15 protein-coding genes and 4 tRNA genes are annotated in these 17,494 nt (G+C 55.5%); 13 read left to right on the top strand and 6 right to left on the bottom strand.

Annotated features, from left to right (window positions below):
• The first annotated feature begins 1 nt into the window (after nt 1).
• Genes F6R98_RS05975 through F6R98_RS05960 form a run of 4 tightly spaced genes read left to right on the top strand, consistent with a single transcriptional unit; the run spans nt 2 to nt 2,985 of the window.
• Nucleotides 2-544, top strand: a complete 543-nt coding sequence (locus F6R98_RS05975) for an MSMEG_0567/Sll0786 family nitrogen starvation N-acetyltransferase (RefSeq protein WP_153248207.1) — start codon at nt 2-4, stop codon at nt 542-544.
• The gene (locus tag F6R98_RS05970; protein ID WP_153248206.1) at nt 541-1,533 is read left to right on the top strand and encodes a sll0787 family AIR synthase-like protein; all 993 of its coding nucleotides are present in this window, start codon (nt 541-543) and stop codon (nt 1,531-1,533) included. Before F6R98_RS05975 ends, F6R98_RS05970 begins: the two co-directional genes overlap by 4 nt.
• Nucleotides 1,530-2,705, top strand: coding sequence for an MSMEG_0565 family glycosyltransferase (locus tag F6R98_RS05965; RefSeq protein WP_153248205.1), 1,176 nt, complete (start codon nt 1,530-1,532; stop codon nt 2,703-2,705). Before F6R98_RS05970 ends, F6R98_RS05965 begins: the two co-directional genes overlap by 4 nt.
• Nucleotides 2,698-2,985: an MSMEG_0570 family nitrogen starvation response protein gene (locus F6R98_RS05960; RefSeq protein WP_153248204.1), complete on the top strand. Its 288-nt coding sequence runs from the start codon at nt 2,698-2,700 to the stop codon at nt 2,983-2,985. The genes F6R98_RS05965 and F6R98_RS05960 overlap by 8 nt, the downstream gene beginning before the upstream one ends.
• A gap of 518 nt (nt 2,986-3,503) precedes the next feature.
• Here F6R98_RS05960 and F6R98_RS05955 read toward each other — a convergent pair.
• Nucleotides 3,504-4,151, bottom strand: a complete 648-nt coding sequence (locus tag F6R98_RS05955) for a hypothetical protein (RefSeq protein ID WP_153248203.1) — start codon at nt 4,149-4,151, stop codon at nt 3,504-3,506.
• A 419-nt stretch (nt 4,152-4,570) separates the two neighbouring features.
• On the opposite strand from F6R98_RS05955, the gene groES reads away from it, so the two are divergent.
• Both groES and groL read left to right on the top strand, forming a co-directional pair.
• Nucleotides 4,571-4,861, top strand: a complete 291-nt coding sequence (gene groES, locus F6R98_RS05950) for a co-chaperone GroES (RefSeq protein ID WP_315700474.1) — start codon at nt 4,571-4,573, stop codon at nt 4,859-4,861.
• Between the two features lie 47 nt (nt 4,862-4,908).
• Nucleotides 4,909-6,543, top strand: a complete 1,635-nt coding sequence (groL, locus tag F6R98_RS05945) for a chaperonin GroEL (protein ID WP_153248201.1) — start codon at nt 4,909-4,911, stop codon at nt 6,541-6,543.
• 86 nt (nt 6,544-6,629) lie between these two features.
• On the opposite strand, the gene F6R98_RS05940 is transcribed toward groL, so the two are convergent.
• Nucleotides 6,630-7,139, bottom strand: a complete 510-nt coding sequence (locus F6R98_RS05940; RefSeq protein WP_153248200.1) for a cytochrome P460 family protein — start codon at nt 7,137-7,139, stop codon at nt 6,630-6,632.
• A gap of 158 nt (nt 7,140-7,297) precedes the next feature.
• Here F6R98_RS05940 and F6R98_RS05935 point away from each other — a divergent pair, with 158 nt between their 5' ends.
• Nucleotides 7,298-9,529, top strand: coding sequence for a heavy metal translocating P-type ATPase (locus F6R98_RS05935; protein ID WP_228125120.1), 2,232 nt, complete (start codon nt 7,298-7,300; stop codon nt 9,527-9,529).
• 165 nt (nt 9,530-9,694) lie between these two features.
• Here F6R98_RS05935 and F6R98_RS05930 read toward each other — a convergent pair whose 3' ends face one another.
• The 3 genes from F6R98_RS05930 to queG form a co-directional block, all read right to left on the bottom strand.
• A complete protein-coding gene (locus F6R98_RS05930) occupies nt 9,695-11,224 on the bottom strand; it encodes a B12-binding domain-containing radical SAM protein (protein WP_153248199.1) in 1,530 nt (509 codons plus the stop codon).
• A 57-nt stretch (nt 11,225-11,281) separates the two neighbouring features.
• The gene (gene ettA / locus F6R98_RS05925) at nt 11,282-12,949 is read right to left on the bottom strand and encodes an energy-dependent translational throttle protein EttA (RefSeq protein ID WP_153248198.1); all 1,668 of its coding nucleotides are present in this window, start codon (nt 12,947-12,949) and stop codon (nt 11,282-11,284) included.
• Between the two features lie 70 nt (nt 12,950-13,019).
• Nucleotides 13,020-14,111, bottom strand: coding sequence for a tRNA epoxyqueuosine(34) reductase QueG (gene queG, locus F6R98_RS05920; RefSeq protein ID WP_407079281.1), 1,092 nt, complete (start codon nt 14,109-14,111; stop codon nt 13,020-13,022).
• A gap of 91 nt (nt 14,112-14,202) precedes the next feature.
• Here queG and F6R98_RS05915 point away from each other — a divergent pair.
• The 5 genes from F6R98_RS05915 to F6R98_RS05895 all read left to right on the top strand — a co-directional run bounded on the left by F6R98_RS05915 (nt 14,203) and on the right by F6R98_RS05895 (nt 15,724).
• Nucleotides 14,203-14,279 (top strand) — tRNA-Pro (locus tag F6R98_RS05915).
• A gap of 5 nt (nt 14,280-14,284) precedes the next feature.
• Nucleotides 14,285-14,361: transfer RNA gene (locus F6R98_RS05910), tRNA-Arg, on the top strand.
• A 21-nt stretch (nt 14,362-14,382) separates the two neighbouring features.
• Nucleotides 14,383-14,458, top strand: a tRNA-His gene (locus F6R98_RS05905).
• A 7-nt stretch (nt 14,459-14,465) separates the two neighbouring features.
• Nucleotides 14,466-14,541 (top strand) — tRNA-Lys (locus tag F6R98_RS05900).
• Nucleotides 14,542-14,650: 109 nt separating this feature from the next.
• Nucleotides 14,651-15,724, top strand: coding sequence for a site-specific integrase (locus tag F6R98_RS05895; RefSeq protein WP_153248197.1), 1,074 nt, complete (start codon nt 14,651-14,653; stop codon nt 15,722-15,724).
• On the opposite strand, the gene F6R98_RS05890 is transcribed toward F6R98_RS05895, so the two are convergent.
• Complete coding sequence (locus F6R98_RS05890) at nt 15,667-17,079, bottom strand: helix-turn-helix domain-containing protein (protein WP_153248196.1); 1,413 nt, start codon at nt 17,077-17,079, stop codon at nt 15,667-15,669. The genes F6R98_RS05895 and F6R98_RS05890 overlap by 58 nt on opposite strands.
• A gap of 112 nt (nt 17,080-17,191) precedes the next feature.
• Here F6R98_RS05890 and F6R98_RS05885 point away from each other — a divergent pair, with 112 nt between their 5' ends.
• The gene (locus tag F6R98_RS05885) at nt 17,192-17,413 is read left to right on the top strand and encodes a DNA-binding protein (protein WP_153248195.1); all 222 of its coding nucleotides are present in this window, start codon (nt 17,192-17,194) and stop codon (nt 17,411-17,413) included.
• Nucleotides 17,414-17,494: the final 81 nt, after the last annotated feature.

The raw sequence follows: 17,494 nt of genomic DNA, 5'->3' as shown, positions 1-17,494 counted from the left end.
CATGCTGAACCAACCCATCAAACATTTTATGGCGAATGAATACCTGCTCAAATGGGTCACTCAGGACTGGGAGCGGCAGCAGATGCTACGTCTGCGGCAGGCGGTTTTCTGCGAAGAACAGGGCGTATTCGAAGGTGACGATATGGATGCAATCGACCGTATCGCCACCCCTATCGTCGCTATCGCCTGCGTCGGCGGACTGCCGGACGAAGTAGTCGGCACCGTGCGCATTCACCAGCCTGAACCGGGCCTCTGGTGGGGTTCGCGGCTGGCGGTGGCGTCCGCCTATCGCAAACAGGGCAGTCTGGGCGCGGCGCTGATCCGTCTGGCGGTCAGCAGTGCGCATGCCCAGGGCTGCCATACCTTTCTGGCGCAGGTGCAAAGCCGCAATGTGCCGCTGTTTCGCCGTCTGCACTGGCAGACGCTGGAAGAAATCACGCCGCACGGACGCCCGCATCATCTGATGCAGGCCGACCTGAAACGCTATCCGCCCTATGCCGACGCCCTGACCGGTTTTATCGCCACCAGCCGGATCGCGGCATGAACAGCCTGGGTCAACTCGCACGGAATATTGCGCAAAGTACCGGTTTGGCGCACAAGCGCGATATCGCCGCCGTGGTCGACATCCTGTCGCGCTCCGCGCCATTGCACCAGAATCGCGCCATCGCGCTCGGCGACGACTGCGCCGCGATAGCGGACGGGAACGGCTATCTGCTGCTGGCGACAGAAGGTTTCCTGAACGAGTTTGTCGCCACCCAGCCCTGGTTTGCCGGTTACTGCGGCGTGATGGTCAATGTCAGCGACATCTATGCGATGGGCGGCCGTCCCATCGCGGTGGTCGATGCAATCTGGAGCGAGGGCGAAGCCAAAGCGCGCCCGATACTGGAAGGACTCGCCGCCGCCTCCGCAGTTTACGGCGTGCCGGTCGTCGGCGGACACAGCAATACCCGCAACGACCGCCCGCAACTATCGGTAGCGATTCTCGGGCGCGCCGAAAAATTACTGAGCAGTTTTGCCGCGCAAGCCGGACAAAAACTGCTGGCGGCGGTCGATCTGCGCGGACATTTCCGTGAACCGCATAACTGGTGGGACGCCAGCAGCAACGCGCCGCCCGAACGCCTGCGCGCCGATCTCGAACTGCTGCCGCTGCTGGCGGAAAGCGGCCTGTGCGCCGCAGCCAAGGATATCAGCATGGCCGGACTGATCGGCACCGTGCTGATGCTGCTGGAATGCTCTGGTCTCGGCGGCGTCATCGACATCGCCGCGATTCCGCGCCCGCCCGGCGTCGAGCTGGAACGCTGGCTGCGTTGCTTCCCGAGCTACGGTTTTATTTTGAGCGCCGAGGACGAACACAGCGAAGCCATCATCGAACATTTTTCCCGGCGCGGCATCACCTGCGCCGTCATCGGCACAACCGACAACTCAGGGCAACTGCATCTGGCCGATGCATCCGACCAGGCGCTGCTCTGGGATTTGAATGACGAGCCGTTAACCGGCTGCAACAAAATGCAACATCACGAGACTGCATCATGAGTCCGCTACGCATTGCGATGCTCGCCCACTCCACCAATCCGCGCGGCGGCGTAGTACATGCACTGGAGCTGGCCGAAGCCCTGCATGCACAGGGGCAGCGCGTCACGCTGATCGCGGCGGCGGAACACGGCAAAGCCTTTTTTCGCAAGACCTTCTGCGCTACGCAGTTGCTGACGCTGCCGGTTTTATCCGGCGACCTGAGCACGCAGGTCGAACAGCGCATCCGGGCATATGTCGAGTATTTTTCGCGCCCTGATACGCCGCGCTACGACATCTATCACGCCCAGGACGCGATCAGCGGCTGCGCGCTGGCAATGCTGAGCGAGCGCGGCATACTGCCCGGCTTCGTGCGCACCGTGCATCATCTCGATACTTTCGGCGCTGCCGATCTCGCGGCCTGGCAGGCGCGTTCGTTTCGTGAAGCGCGGCAGGTACTGTGCGTCAGCCGCCACTGGCGCGAAAAGCTCGCCGACGAACACGGCATTAACGCCATCGAAATCAACAACGGCGTCGATACCCGGCGCTTTCATCCGACTGCGCAGCCCGAGGATGAATCGCTGCGTAGCCGTCTCGGTCTTAACCGGAGCGGCCCGCTGTTTCTGGCCGTCGGCGGCATCGAAGCACGTAAAAACACATTACGCATTTTCCATTCGTTCCTTGATGTGCTGAAAAACCAGCCACAGGCGCAATTGCTGATCGCCGGCGGCGCCAGCCTGCTCGATCACAGCGGTTATCGGCAAGCATTCGACGATGCGGTAAAAAACAGCGGCATCGCGGAAGGCCCCGACCAGCCGCTGGTTATCAGCGGGCCGTTGCCGGACGCCGCAATGCCATCGCTGTTTCGTCTCGCCGACGCGCTGGTGTTTCCGTCGCTGCAGGAAGGCTTCGGTCTGGTGGTGCTGGAAGCCATTGTTTCCGGCACGCCGGTCATCGTTTCGCGCCGGCCGCCATTTAGCGAATACCTGCAGGAGCATGACTGCGTCTGGACCGACCCTGAAGAAAGGCTAGCCATTGCTGCAGCGATGAAGCAGGCAATCGGCGACTTTCCCCGGCAGCGTCTGGCTGCCACAGCTTCGCGTCTTGCCTCTGAATTTTCCTGGGAAACATCGGCACGGACTCATTTGAAGATTTATCAATCCATCATCAACCCAAGAGGTAATACCCATGCCTGAAATGCGTTTTCGCGTCCGCTGGCCGGACCAATCCGAAACCCTTTGTTATTCGCCGTCGCTGATCATCAAGGATTATTTCAATCCGGGCGACAGCTACGAGCTGGCCGACTTCCTCACGCGTAGCCGCGAAGCGCTGAACATCGCCAGCGAACGGGTACGCCGGAAATTCGGCTTTACCTGCAGCAGCGCAATGAACCAGCTGGAGGAAATCGAAACCATCGCCGCGCGCTTTTCCGATACCGCAAACGCACAGATTGTGCTGGAAGAGTTCATTGAATAACCGCGCATTCACTCAACAATATGAAAGTGCCGACTGCGGCCCCATTCAGGCCATCGGGTGCATGTGCATGCCTGGACACTGGCTGTCGGCTCACCCAGGCTGTCGTCCGTCGAAAAACAATCCGGCAGGTCGTCGGGTAAATAAATTCGAAGCTATGAGAAAGAAGATTTCCGAAATCCTTGTATGGCAGAGGGAGGGCTTCCATTCCCATCACCATAAATCGCGCGGGTAAAAAAACCGCGCTAATGCTAATTAGTGCTTGAACGGAAATTCTACAAGCCTTATCCACCAAAGGTTTCAGACAAAATCATCGATCGAAGATCTTTGAAATATGAAGATATAATTTGCTCAATGTTCAAATAACTAAAGCAGGAAAGATTTTTTGTCCACGAAACTCACGAAAAATATATAAAAATTTTCGTGTATTTCGTGCTTTTCGTGGACAGTTTATTTCTTCGTGTTCAAGAAATCTCTGAAACCCTTGATTCATATAGATTGGCAGCGTTTCCGTTCAGACACTAATTATACCTGCGGCTGACCGCCCCGGCCGCAGGCTCCACACCGAGCTGCCTTAGTTTGCCGGCAGCGCGCGGACTGCCGGTTTTGATCCATACATCATAAAGCCGCAACACATCCTCGTTGCCGTGCAGTCGGCACTGTTCGGCTACTTCGTTCAATACATCGACAAATGCGTGAAATTTTCCGGCCAGCTCAGCGAAAATGTCGGCGAGCGTGCGCGTGCGCGCCGATGCGCCACGTTTGCCGGACAGATAACCGTATGCGCCGCTGCCCATCGCGATGTAGTAATCGACATCGACTATTTTGCGGCTCAGACTCGACGGGAACAGCCCCGAAACCAGCAGCGCAATATCGCCCAGTCGCCGTAATATGGCATGGCGTTCATTCGGACAGCCGGTCAGCGCGGCATGCGCATAAAGTCGGGCCAGCGGCGGGTGCGTTACGCCTTTGGGCGCGGACTCGTCGTATAGCCATTCGGCCTTGACGAAATGCGATAGCAGATTGACGACATAGAAGGCCGTATCTTCCATCACGCCGAGGTTCTGGTTGGCGATTGCGATTGAAACCGTTTCCCTGAAATGCTCCTGAACGCTCATGTCCAGAATCAAACCTGCCGGGGTTGCTGCTGTGTGCGTGTATTGGGTCATGATGCTTTCCTCCATGTTGATGCGGTTACATCACAATACATTGCAGTTTTCGCGCCATACGGCTATCAGAACCAGGCGGACTGTTGCTGTAACCTGATTACATAAACGGCTTATAAAGACAAGACGGCAAGCCTGACGAGATACTGCTCCCCAGTAAGCAGCCCGTGTTTCCGCTTTGCTTCCTCAGCAGCATAAAAAGCGAGATGGAAGCATGGCATTGTCTGCACGGACGCATACGAGATGGAAGCATGCGTGGAGCCGCACAGATGGCCTTATTTATTTTCATGGACTTATGCCAGATTTCCGCACGCGATATGCCTGTGCGCTTCAAACGCGAATTATGGCCTGATAATTGAATGCTATTGTTCAGGCGCCGCAACGCGCCGTAACCGAACATTAAGGAGACTAAGAGTATGTCGATTAAATTACGCCCTCTCGGCGACAGACTGCTGTTGAAGCGGCTGGAGGATGAACAGACCACGCCGGGCGGTATCGTGATACCGGATGCCGCAAAGGAAAAACCTTCCCGCGGCGAAGTCATTGCCGTGGGAGAAGGCAAGGCGCTGGATAACGGCCAGATACGGCCATTGACGGTCAAGGTTGGCGAGCGCGTGCTGTTCGGCAAATATGCCGGCACCGAAATCAAGCACGAAGGCAGCGAATACCTGATCGTGCGCGAAGACGATGTTATTGCTGTGCTGGAATCCTGATTGCCGCGTTTGCTGTTTGATGAGTAAAAAACTTAAGGAACTCTACTATGTCTGCTAAAGAAATACGATTTTCCGATGACGCGCGCCACCGTTTGCTGGCGGGCGTAAATGTACTGGCCGATGCCGTCAAGCAAACCCTGGGACCGAAGGGGCGCAACGTGGTGCTGGAGCGCAGCTTCGGCTCACCGACCGTCACCAAGGACGGCGTCTCGGTCGCCAAGGAAATCGAACTCAAGGATCGTTTCGAGAACATCGGCGCGCAACTGGTCAAGGAAGTGGCGTCGAAAACCTCCGACGTCGCCGGCGACGGCACCACCACCGCAACGGTCCTGGCGCAGGCCATCGTGCGCGAAGGTCTCAAATCGGTCACCGCCGGGGCCAATCCGCTGGATATCAAGCGCGGCATCGACCAGGCGGTGATCGTGGTGGTGGAAGAGCTCAAAAAGCTTTCCCGCCCCAGCACCGACAGTAAATCCATCGCGCAGGTGGCCTCGATTTCGGCCAACTCCGACGAAGCCATCGGCCAGATCATCGCCGATGCGGTGGACAAGGTCGGCAAGGACGGCGTGATTACCGTGGAAGAAGGTTCCGGGCTGGAAAACGAGCTGGAAATCGTCGAAGGCCTGCAATTCGACCGAGGCTATTTGTCTCCGTATTTTATCAATCAGCAGGATTCGCAAAGCATCGAGCTGGACAATCCCTATATACTGCTGAACGACAAGAAAATATCCAATATCCGCGAACTGTTGCCGTTATTGGAAAAGGTGGCGAAATCCGGGCGTCCGTTGCTGATTATCGCCGAAGACGTCGAAGGCGAAGCGCTGGCGACGCTGGTGGTGAATAATCTGCGCGGCATCGTCAAGGTGGCGGCAGTGAAAGCGCCGGGATTCGGCGACCGCCGCAAGGCCTTGCTGGAGGACATTGCGATTCTGACCGGCGGCAACGTCATTGCCGAAGAGGTCGGTTTAAATCTGGAAAAGGCCGAACTGACCGATCTGGGGCATGCCAAACGCGTGCAGATCAGCAAGGAAAATACCACGATAGTCGACGGTTCCGGCGATGCGGGACGTATTTCCGCGCGTGTTGCGCAGATTCGGGTACAAATCGAGGAATCCACTTCGGACTATGACCGCGAAAAACTGCAGGAACGCGTCGCCAAGCTGGCCGGCGGTGTGGCGCTGGTAAAAGTCGGAGCGGCCACAGAAGTGGAGGTCAAGGAAAAGAAGGCTCGCGTGGAAGATGCATTACATGCAACCCGCGCCGCGATAGAGGAAGGCATCGTGCCGGGCGGCGGCGTCGCGTTGATACGCGCGCAGGCCAGACTGAAGGGACTGGAAGGCAAGAATCACGACCAGACCGTCGGCATCAACATTCTGCGCCGGGCTATCGAAGAGCCGTTGCGACAGATAGTCGCCAACGCCGGCGAAGAGGCCTCGGTGATCGTTCACCGTGTACAGGAAGGCAGCGGCAACTTCGGTTACAACGCGGCTACCGGCGAATACGGCGATTTGATCGAACTGGGCATACTCGATCCGACCAAGGTAACGCGTTCGGCTTTACAGAACGCAGCTTCGATTGCCAGCCTGCTGTTGACCACGGAAGCATTGATCGTTGAAGAAGCCAAGGAAGAAAAAGGCGGCGGCTTGCCCGCGGGCGGCGACGGCGGCTTTGGCGGATATTAGTTCAAACCGCACAGATAATGAAGCCCCCTTGATCGGGGGCTTTGTTATTTTCGGAACCGGCGTTCAAATGGCGCGGTCGCGTTTTCTCAAGGCAGCTTGACCGGGTGCGTGAACACCATGTCCTTATCCTTGACGATGCCGTGACAGCCTACGCATTCATTGGCGAAATTAGCGTCCGCGCCATAGGGCTCCAGCTTTTCGCCTTTCCAGCGCGCAAAGCCCCAGCCGTTGGTTGAGGCGTATTTCTGCGTATCCTTGACCATGAAGTCGTATTGAACGAAATCGCCCGGCACCGTCGCATTTTCGAAGCGTTCGTGCGCAGTTTCCTTCCAGCTCAGTTTCACCAGTATCGCGCCGTCCGGCCAGGGATTCGTGTTGCCGCTGCGCGCGGCATCGACGGCTACGGAATTTCCCAGCGTGGCGCGCAGCGTCTGAGAGTCCTTGCGCTGGGAAACACCGATCAGCCGCCAGTTTTTAAAACCCACAGGAATGGTGATGCCGTTGGGCGCCGACGCAACCACCGGCGGAGTTTCCGCCATTGCCGGACTGCATACAGTCAAGGCGGCAAGTGAAATCAGGCCAATATATGCTTTCATGATATCTCCACGGCAAATTAAGGAATAGAAGTTACTTGGGGCAAGGGTAGTTTATCGGGTTTGCCGGCGTTTGCAGAGTGCATGTAGCGCTATGAGCCGTCCGCTAAAAATGGTACGCTTGCAACTCTATAACTATTTTATACCACGGGGGTGCTTTCATGGCGTCTACTGATGAACAGGAAAAACCGGCCATGCGATTGTCTATTGCCGGTATGCGTTGCGCCGGCTGCGTCGCCGGCGTCGAAACCGCTCTGCAGGGCGTTGTCGGCGTCGAGACGGCGGAAGTTAATTTTGCCGATCATACTGCGCGCGTTGAAGGCGATGTCGAGTTTTCAAGCTTGAAGCAGGCATTGGTGGACGCCGGATACGATGCGGCGTTAATGGAAGCGCTGGAGGATGTAGGCGCGGAAGAAGCCATGGAGCACGCGCGCTTTATCTCCCTGCTGATGAAAGCGGGCGTAGCGGCGGCGCTGGGTTTCCCGCTGATGCTCGGCTCCCATTTGGGCTGGTTTCCCGAGTACTCGGAACCGGGCGCCAAGCATTTCTGGTCGTTCGTTTCGGTATTGACCATGGCGGTCATCTACTATTCGGGACGGCATTTTTACATCAGCGCCTTTAAGCTGCTGGAAAAGCATCAGTCCAATATGGATACGCTGATCGCATTGGGCACCGGAGCCGCGTGGTCGTACTCCACCCTGGCAATAGACATATCCAGTATGCTCCCCCACGATGCCGGGCACGCATATTTCGAAGCGGCGACGACGATACTGGCGTTTATCAATCTGGGCGGGGCGCTGGAGATGCGCGCACGCGGCAAAACCTCGCAGGCGATACGCCAGCTGATCGGCCTGCAGCCGCGGTCGGCGCGCGTGGTGCGCGATGGCGTTGAGATCGATGTCGATATAGCATCCATCGGTCTCGAAGAAATATTGCGCGTCAGGCCCGGCGAAAAAATCGCCGTGGACGGCGAGGTGCTGGAAGGGCATTCCAATATCGATGAATCCATGCTGACCGGCGAGTCCATGCCGGTCAGCAAGCAGGTTGGCGACACGGTGATTGCCGGCACCTTCAATCAAGGCGGTACTTTGTTATACAAGGCGACGCGTATCGGGCGGGACACCATGCTGGCGCGCATCGTCGAATCGGTGCGGCAGGCGCAAGCCAGTAAACCGGCTCTCGCGCGCATTGCCGACCGTATTGCAGCGGTTTTCGTACCTGCTGTAGTCGGGATCGCCGCGTTTACCTTCCTGGTCTGGCTGGTTTTCGGTCCCAGCCCGAGCCTGGGTTACGCCTTTGTTACCTCAATGACGGTGCTGGTTATCGCCTGTCCGTGCGCACTGGGTCTGGCAACGCCGATTTCGGTCATGGTCGCCGTGGGGCGCGCCGCGCAGAAAGGCATCCTGATTCGTAATGGCGATGCCCTGCAGCTGGCCGGTAAATTGACCTGCGTGGTGCTGGACAAAACCGGCACGGTGACGCAGGGACGTCCGCGCGTAGCTGAAATACATACCGCTCCCGGCTTGCAGGAAGAAATGCTGCTCTCCTTGGCGGCGAGTCTGGAGGCGGGGTCGGAGCACCCTCTTGCCGCGGCTATAGTCGAGGAATCCCATAAACGGGGTATGACGCTGGAAAAAGTGGAGCATTTCGAGGCCTTGGGCGGCAGAGGTGTAGTTGGCGAAGTGCGCGGCAAAAGCGTTGCGCTGGGTAACGCCAAACTGATGCAGGAACGCCATGTCGATTTCGGCGCTTTCTGGCCGATACTGAATCAATGCGCCAACCGGGGGCAAACGCCGGTTTTGTTGACCGTCGACCAGCAGATTGTCGGCGTGATATCGGTTGCCGACACCATAAAAGCCGACTCCAGGCCGGCAATAGAGGCGCTGAAAGCGCTGGGCGTGCGGGTATTGATGGTAACGGGGGACAACGAACTCACCGCGCAGGCTATTGCGCGCGAAGCCGGCATAGACGAAGTGCGGGCGCAAGTCATGCCCGAAGATAAAGCAACGATAGTCAAGGAGCTGCAGACGCAGGGTCTGGTAGTCGGCATGGTCGGTGACGGCATCAACGACGCACCCGCGCTCGCTCAGGCGGAAGTAGGGTTTGCGATGGGCACCGGTACCGACATCGCAATCGAGAGCGGCGATGTAGTCATTATGCGCGGCTCCCTGCTCAAGGTAGCGGACGCGATGCATTTATCCCGTCTTACCGTGGAGAACATACATCAGAACTTCTTTGGCGCCTTTATTTATAACGTGTTGAGCATACCTATCGCTGCCGGCATCCTTTATCCGGTATTCGGCTTGCTGCTTAATCCGATTATTGCCGGCGCAGCCATGGCTTTGTCCTCGGTGACTGTAGTGACCAATGCCAACCGTTTGCGCTGGAAGTAGTTGTATTGTAAAAAAGCCCGTAGGTTGGGGTGAGCTTGCGAACCCCAACCTGCACACCCCGCCGTGGTTTGCGTTGGGGTTCCCATCGTTCCCCCCAACCTACCTGCTGGCCCTCTCTCACAGGGAAAGGGTTCTTAGTTTCAACGGCGCAGCGCAACGTCGCGCTTATTGCCCCGTTTCACCGTGTTTCGATTGACGCCTCCTCGCCTGCCGATTGGCCGGTTTCTGCTCCGTGCCGGTTGAATATTGCAGGGAACCGGCGGCATTATTCATGAACTCCGGAAGCCCGCGCGCGCCGCTGGCATGATAATCGGCGGCGAGCGCATCGTAGGCGTTGTGCCGGTCTTCGTCCTGTTGCAACAGCCATTGATATGCCAGGTCGTACAGGCGCGACAGCGAAATCTCGTGCGTTTTTCCGGTGCGCTGAAATACCCAGTCCGAAAAAGCCAGAAAGCGCTCGAAAGGTTCGTCGCCGAGCAGCAGCGCTCGTCCGCGCCCGAAGCGTCCCGAATTGCCGATCAAATCCCAGTAGCGCGCATAACGCGTCATGCGCTGTACGTCGTCGAAACCGACCAGACTTGTTTGCAGGATGCTATAGGGCGGATAGGGACTGTAACGCATCCGGTAGGCGTCATCGTGTCGCGCCAAAGGTGCGCCGCGCAGTCGTTTCAGAATGCCGACCTGGATTTCATGCGGATTCAGTTTTATCAACTGATTGAATCCGTCACCGAAGCTGTCCAGACTTTCTCCCGGCAGACCGAAGATCAAATCGGTGTGCAGATGCGCGCCGCTTTCGTTGCGCAGCCATTGCAGGTTGTCCAGGGTTTTGATCACGTCCTGTTTACGGCTGATGAGTTGCTGCACTTCCGGGTTCAGCGTTTGTATGCCGATTTCGAATTGCAGCGTACCAGCCGGAAAACGCCGGATCGCGGCTTTCAAGGCTTCCGGTAAATGATCGGGAATGATTTCGAAATGCAGAAAAAGCCGCTCATCCAGCCGTTCCAGAAAAAACTCGAGTATGTGCAGGCTGGATTTGATGTTCAGATTGAAAGTGCGGTCGACAAACTTGAAATGCCTGACGCCACGTTGATGCAGACTGTCCAGCGCATCCAGAAAGGCATCCGGTTCGAACGGCCAGGCGGTCTTGTCCAGCGACGACAGGCAAAACTCGCATTTGAACGGGCAGCCGCGCGACGCTTCCACATAAATAATGCGGCTGGCAATGTCCTGTTCGTTATAGTGGCCGTAAGGTAAAACCAGTTGCTGTAACGGCGGATATTCGGCGGCGATAATTTTGTGTCCGGGCGAGTTGCCGTTCAGAATCCGGCGACAAAGCGCTGCAAAGGCGAGATCGCCGGGGCCGGTGATGACGTAATCGGCGTAGCGGACGATATCCTGTTGTCCGGTTTCGTAACTGACTTCGGGGCCGCCGAGGATAATATTGATATCCGGGCGGATTTGTTTGAGTAGCGCGACCACCTGCGTGGTTTCGGTGATGTTCCAGATGTAAACGCCCAAGCCGATGATACGCGGCTGGTCACGCAACAGGGACTCGACGATATCGTTGGGGCGTTCGCTGAAAATGAATTCGCGTAGCGTGGTAACCGGCTCAAGCTCACCCATGTTGGCGAGCAGATAGCGCAGGCCGAGCGATGCGTGGAAATAACGTGCGTTGAGGGTGGTAAGAGTAATCATGATAACGCGGTTGGGGATGCAGCGCCGCTGTTTGGGCGCCGCATCCGAAGCCGCGACTTAAGCTCCGAGCTTTTTGAACTTGACGCGATGCGGCGTATCGGCATCGGTGCCAAGACGGCGATGACGGTCGGCCTCGTAATCGGCGTAGTTGCCTTCGAACCAGACTACCTTGCTGTCGCCCTCGAACGCCAGCATATGCGTGGCGATACGATCCAAAAACCAGCGGTCATGCGAGATCACCACCGCGCAGCCGGGGAAGTCGAGCAGCGCTTCTTCCAGCGCGCGCAGGGTTTCTACGTCCAGATCGTTGGTCGGTTCATCCAGCAGCAATACGTTGCCGCCGCTTTTCAACAGTTTGGCAAGATGTACGCGGTTGCGTTCGCCGCCGGACAGTTCGCCGATGCGCTTTTGCTGGTCGGAGCCCTTGAAGTTGAAGCGTCCGCAATAGGCACGCGATGGCGTCTGATAAGTGCCGACGGTAATCATGTCGAGGCCGTCGGAAATATCTTCCCACACGGTTTTGTTGGGATCGAGATTATCGCGCATTTGATCGACGTGCGAAATCTGTACCGTTTCGCCGATGCGGATCGCGCCGGAATCGGGTTGCTCCAGTCCGGCCATCATGCGGAACAACGTCGACTTACCGGCGCCGTTCGGACCGATGATGCCGACGATACCGCCGGGAGGCAGACGGAAACTGAGATCGTCGATCAGCAACCGGTCGCCGAAGCCTTTGCGGATGCTTTCGGCTTCCACCACCACATCGCCCAATCTCGGTCCCGGCGGAATGTAGATTTCCTTGGTTTCGTTGCGCGTCTGGTTTTCATGCGAGGACAGCTCGTCGAAGCGCGCCAGACGCGCCTTGCTCTTGGCGTGACGGCCTTTGGGGTTGGTGCGCACCCATTCCAGTTCGGCTTTCATCGCTTTTTGGCGTGCGCTTTCCTGCTTTTCTTCTATTTCCAGGCGCTTTTCCTTTTGTTCCAGCCAGGAAGAGTAGTTGCCTTCCCAGGGAATGCCGTGTCCGCGATCCAGTTCCAGTATCCAGCCTGCAACATTGTCGAGGAAGTAGCGGTCATGGGTAACCGCAATCACGGTGCCGGGGAAATCGTGCAGAAAATGTTCCAGCCAGGCGACTGATTCGGCGTCCAGGTGGTTGGTGGGTTCGTCCAGCAACAGCATGTCGGGGCTGGAAAGCAGCAAACGGCACAACGCGACGCGGCGGCGCTCGCCGCCGGACAGCTTGGTGACATCCGCATCCCAATCCGGCAGGCGTAGCGCATCGGCGGCAATTTCCAGCGTGCGATCCAGTTCGTGGCCACCGGTGGTTTGAATAAATGCCTCGAGTTCGGCCTGTTTAGCGGCTATGGCGTCGAAATCGGCATCCGGGTCGGCGTAGGCAGCGTAAACCGTATCCAGTTCCGCCAAGGCGTCCTTGATCGGTTGCAGCGCTTCCTCGACATTGCCGCGCACGGTTTTTATCGGGTCCAGTTGCGGCTCCTGCGGCAGATAACCGATTTTAATACCAGGCTGCGGGCGCGCTTCGCCATTAAACTCGGTGTCGATACCGGCCATGATCCGCAACAAGGTCGATTTTCCCGAGCCGTTCAGTCCGAGTACGCCGATTTTGGCGCCTGGAAAGAACGACAGCGAAATGTCGCGCAGGATTTCGCGTTTGGGCGGTACGACTTTACCCACCCGGTTCATAGTGAAAATGTACTGTGCCATAGTCAATTGAATCTGAATTGTGAAGTGGCGTCATTCTCCCATGTTTGCGCGTCGTGCGCACGAGGTATGGCTATCGTGAGCAATAATGTTGTTCCAGCGCCCAGAGCAGATGCTCTCCTACCAGTTCCGAAGCGCCGGCGAGTTGTTGCTGTAATGCACTAATTACTGACGGGGATGGAGAGCTGTTACCCAACGCAATCGCAACATTGCGCTGCCAGCGCTGATGACCGATACGCCTTATCGCCGAACCTTCGGTCTTTTTCAGGAAGCCGTACTCGTCCCAGCTTAGCGCATCAATCAGGCTGAGCGTATCCAAACCGTGGCGCGCCCGAAAATCGGCTTCAGCGCTTTGCGTGGCGAAGCGGTTCCAGGGACATGCCAACTGGCAATCGTCACAGCCGTAAATGCGGTTGCCGATGGCTTTCCTGAACTCGAGCGGTATGCTGCCGTGCAGTTCTATGGTCAGGTAGGAAATACACCGCCGCGCATCGACGCGATACGGGGCGACTATGGCCTGGGTGGGACAGGCCGCCATGCAGGCGATACAGGTTCCGCAATTATTGGAAACGACGTCGTCGCAGGGTAACGGCAGGTCGGTATAAATCTCGCCCAGAAAAAACCAGGAACCGGCTTCCCGCGCAATCAGGTTGCTATGTTTGCCTATCCAGCCCAGCCCGGACTTTTCCGCCAACGCTTTTTCCATCACCGGCGCGCTGTCGGAAAATACCCGGTAGCCGAAAGCGCCGACTTCCGTTTCTATCCTCGCAGCGAGGCGTTGCAGCCGGGAGCGCACCAGTTTGTGATAATCCCGTCCCAGCGCATAGCGCGAAACGAAAGCCTGTAGCGCGTTGTTCAGCCTTTCTTCTGATAGCGCAGCAGGTTCCGGCAAATAATCGATGCGCGCGCAGATTACCCTGACGGTGCCGGGTACCAGTTCGTCCGGGCGCGTGCGCTTGCTGCCGTGCGTTTCCATGTAGCTCATCTCTCCATGAAAACCGTCCGCCAGCCATTGCTGCAAATGCTTTTCCGCGTCTTCGAGAACGATATCGGTTATGCCTATATGTTGAAAGCCGAGTTCCATTCCCCAGCCTTTGATACGCGCCGCCAGCTCCGCAAGCTGGCCAGCGGAGATCGGGATAACAGGTTTTTGGATTTTAATCACGGAGACTCGATATTTTCTTGACTTTATAATTATAACATGCAATTATTATCAGCTCGGTTGGCTGGCTTTTACTGACAGCACATTGAGGCATCGGGGTATAGCGCAGTCTGGTAGCGCGTCTGTTTTGGGAGCAGAATGTCGGGGGTTCGAATCCCTCTACCCCGACCACATTTGCGCTTGTAGCTCAGCCGGATAGAGCATCGGCCTTCTAAGCCGAGGGTCGCAGGTTCGAGTCCTGCCAAGCGCACCATTCACCTTGCTACATATTATGGTGACCGTAGCTCAGTCGGTAGAGTCCCGGATTGTGATTCCGGTTGTCGTGGGTTCGAGCCCCATCGGTCACCCCATTTATTTGGGCCATTAGCTCAGCTGGTAGAGCAGCGGACTCTTAATCCGTTTGTCGTAGGTTCGATCCCTACATGGCCCACCAATAAAAACAATAGCTTGTGCTTAAGCTTGCTATTATTCCGCTCTAAAAATTGCCTATCAGGTACAATTTCGGTACAGTGCTCAGTACATGACACTGTTCAGGGATACTTATGGCAACCATCGTCAAGACAGATTCCGGCACTTGGAAAGCAGTTATCCGAAAGGCCGGATGGCCGAGCGCAGCCAAGACTTTCCGCACGAAACGCGATGCGGAAGACTGGTCGCGACGCACCGAAGATGAAATGGTTCGCGGCGTCCACATTCTGCGCGCACCCGCTGAACGCATGACGGTTAAAGATGCCCTGCAAAAATATCAAGCCGAAGTGACGCCGACCAAACGGCCAACCACTCAGTCCAGAGAAGTTAAGCGAGTGTCAATCTTGACTGATCAGCTCGGGAAATATTCTCTTATCGCTTTGACTGCTGAAGTAATTGCTCAATATCGCGACGACAGGCTTGCCGGAGACTTAAACGATAAAGGCGTGCGCGTTCCGCGTAGTAACAACACCGTTCGCTTGGAGCTTGCCCTTCTGGGACATATGTTCACGGTAGCTATCAAGGAATGGGGATTGGGACTTACCTATAACCCGGTTCTTAACATCCGTCGCCCTGCTCCCGGTCCAGGGCGAAACCGCCGACTTTCTACCGAAGAAGAACAGCGGCTTTTCGAAGCTGTTGCTGCGCACTCGAACCCCATGCTGGGCTGGATTGCCGGTATCGCTATTTCAACCGGGATGCGGTCATCTGAAATTTTGACGCTTCGGCGCAATCAGGTTGATCTTGAGCGCCGCATCGTGCGTTTGCTCGAAACCAAAAACACCTCGCCGCGCACCGTGCCATTGACCAAGGAAGCCACCGAGTATTTTCGGCAGGCGCTGAATAATCCGATTCGTCCGTTTGACACGGATTTGGTTTTCTTTGGCGAGCCGGGCAAGGATGGTAAACGCCAGCCCTATCAGTTCAATGCAGTCTGGGTGCGGCTGAAAAAGAAACTGGGGTTAACTGACTTCCATTTCCACGATTTGCGTCATGAGGCAGTTAGCCGCTTTGTCGAGTCGGGTTTGAGCGATCAAGAGGTTTCCTCGATTAGCGGCCACCGCTCGATGCAAATGCTGAAGCGCTACACTCACTTGCGCGCTGAAGATTTAGTGAACAAGCTAGATGCTATCAATTCTTTGAAGTAAGGAGAGAGCCCTCTTAGATGCTTAGAAACCGTTTTGGGGTGAATACTCAACTTGACGGCTATTTCCTCCTTGCTTAACCCCTGTCGTTTCATGCGCATTATATGTATAGGATTATCGGATAGACGAACGAACTCATAGGCGAAACGCCTAATCTCACGATCCTGCTCGTCATAGGCACCAGGAGGCCAGTGTAGAGCACGGTAACACTCTAAGACCTTAGCGTGAAACACATCTTTGTATTTTAAGTCGGTTCTGTAAAAATTTTTTTTGTCTTTTTTATCATCGTCGCGTGATTTTTTATTTATATTGATAGATGGGTCGTGTTCCTCGCAGAATCGACGACTAAGATCGCGCGCTTTATATTCTTTATCAACTTTTGAAGTGGGATCTCCATCTTTGGCTGCTTGGGCAAAAGCAGATAAACGCCAACAGAGTTCACAGTAGGGGAAATGATTAGTAGCATCAGCCTTATATTTCAATGTTCGCCTAGTAGTCCCAGATGGGTTGGTTACCAAACCGATATTTTGTTTCCGCTCACACATAGCCATAAACTCTAACAGATAAAGTAAAGAATCCAGGGTTTGTGTGAAGTTTTCTGGAAAATTACGGGCACGTTCAATAGAAGCTGAATATCGTATTACTGCTTTTATACTTTCTTGCGTACTTCTGATACCGTTTAACTTCGATGACTCCGAAAAACCAGGTGAGAAAAAACCTAGGATTTTCAAGCTAGGAAAATTGGCCTGATTCAAATAGTCTTTTACCGCTGGGTCAATATGTGCGCGTATAAGACTCCAAAGCGAGTGAGGTTTTGAGGTCAATGAGTACGTGGCTGACTTCATTGCACATATCCGGATCGCATCCGCAACTTTGGTGTCACAAAACCAATGAATTTGGTCGAGTAATAAATCAACATTCGCCGCTCTATCGCGCTTTATATCCGTAACTTTTGCGTCACAAAACCAATAAAAGGGTTTCTTCGCTTTCGCTGGAGATAAATCGCTCGCAAGCGCGATTTCGAGCGCAAGTATTTGCGGGTCAATTTTGCGGAGGGTAAACACTCGGGCGTTTTCATGAGCTGTAAAATTAAACCGAGCCCCTCTGATCAGGATTTCTCCTTCAAAAAATCCAGTTAGGTTCTCAATCTTTATATCTAAGTTTTTGGCTATTTTGTGTATCGCCATCTCTGCTGCACCAGGAGCAGCAACAACCTCTATAGATTTCTTGTTCCCCCCAAAACGCGTTTGCAACAGATGCAACAGATCCCCGTCCCTATGGACAGTAATCTTAGTCGTTTCTGGGGCATTGAGCGTGTGCAGAAACTCGGGTAGATCTTCGCCTAATTCTTCGAGCATGTCATTGTGTCATTAGGTAACCAGATTTACATATTTTATACCTTACGGGCATCTAGTCAACTCATATTATATCCGCGTGCCACACGTAAACACCGAAAAACACGGGGAAAAAATGAATACAACCGAAGACAAACTTGCAAAACAATATGGCGGATTACTCCTCGACACGCGACAGGTTGCCGAGGTGCTGCATCGCACCCCCGAGGGATTGCGATTTACCCTCCGAGGGGAGTCGGCATTTGCCGAAAAATTAAAGCAAGGCAGACTGAAAATAGGTAGGCGTATCTTGTTTCGGGTGGATGTGGTTGCGGCGGTTATTGATGGCGGGGTTTGACTCTAGTCGGGGGGCTCCCGATGGAGCATATATCCGCCTTCGTTGCAGCCCAGGTTACCGCCAACGGGCGTGCGCAGAAAA

Source organism: Candidatus Methylospira mobilis, assembly GCF_009498235.1.
Lineage (GTDB): Bacteria > Pseudomonadota > Gammaproteobacteria > Methylococcales > Methylococcaceae > Methylospira > Methylospira mobilis.
The sequence above is the reverse complement of the archived record's forward strand: the minus strand, read 5'-3'. Positions and strand labels throughout refer to the sequence as shown.

What these genes read in the sequence shown, in the direction of transcription:
- F6R98_RS05975 (WP_153248207.1), top strand. Translation starts at nt 2, where the DNA reads ATGCTGAACCAACCCATCAAACATTTTATGGCGAATGAATACCTGCTC.
- F6R98_RS05970 (WP_153248206.1), top strand. Translation starts at nt 541, where the DNA reads ATGAACAGCCTGGGTCAACTCGCACGGAATATTGCGCAAAGTACCGGT.
- F6R98_RS05965 (WP_153248205.1), top strand. Translation starts at nt 1,530, where the DNA reads ATGAGTCCGCTACGCATTGCGATGCTCGCCCACTCCACCAATCCGCGC.
- F6R98_RS05960 (WP_153248204.1), top strand. Translation starts at nt 2,698, where the DNA reads ATGCCTGAAATGCGTTTTCGCGTCCGCTGGCCGGACCAATCCGAAACC.
- F6R98_RS05955 (WP_153248203.1), bottom strand. Translation starts at nt 4,151, where the DNA reads ATGACCCAATACACGCACACAGCAGCAACCCCGGCAGGTTTGATTCTG.
- groL (WP_153248201.1), top strand. Translation starts at nt 4,909, where the DNA reads ATGTCTGCTAAAGAAATACGATTTTCCGATGACGCGCGCCACCGTTTG.
- F6R98_RS05940 (WP_153248200.1), bottom strand. Translation starts at nt 7,139, where the DNA reads ATGAAAGCATATATTGGCCTGATTTCACTTGCCGCCTTGACTGTATGC.
- F6R98_RS05935 (WP_228125120.1), top strand. Translation starts at nt 7,298, where the DNA reads ATGGCGTCTACTGATGAACAGGAAAAACCGGCCATGCGATTGTCTATT.
- F6R98_RS05930 (WP_153248199.1), bottom strand. Translation starts at nt 11,224, where the DNA reads ATGATTACTCTTACCACCCTCAACGCACGTTATTTCCACGCATCGCTC.
- ettA (WP_153248198.1), bottom strand. Translation starts at nt 12,949, where the DNA reads ATGGCACAGTACATTTTCACTATGAACCGGGTGGGTAAAGTCGTACCG.
- F6R98_RS05895 (WP_153248197.1), top strand. Translation starts at nt 14,651, where the DNA reads ATGGCAACCATCGTCAAGACAGATTCCGGCACTTGGAAAGCAGTTATC.
- F6R98_RS05890 (WP_153248196.1), bottom strand. Translation starts at nt 17,079, where the DNA reads ATGCTCGAAGAATTAGGCGAAGATCTACCCGAGTTTCTGCACACGCTC.
- F6R98_RS05885 (WP_153248195.1), top strand. Translation starts at nt 17,192, where the DNA reads ATGAATACAACCGAAGACAAACTTGCAAAACAATATGGCGGATTACTC.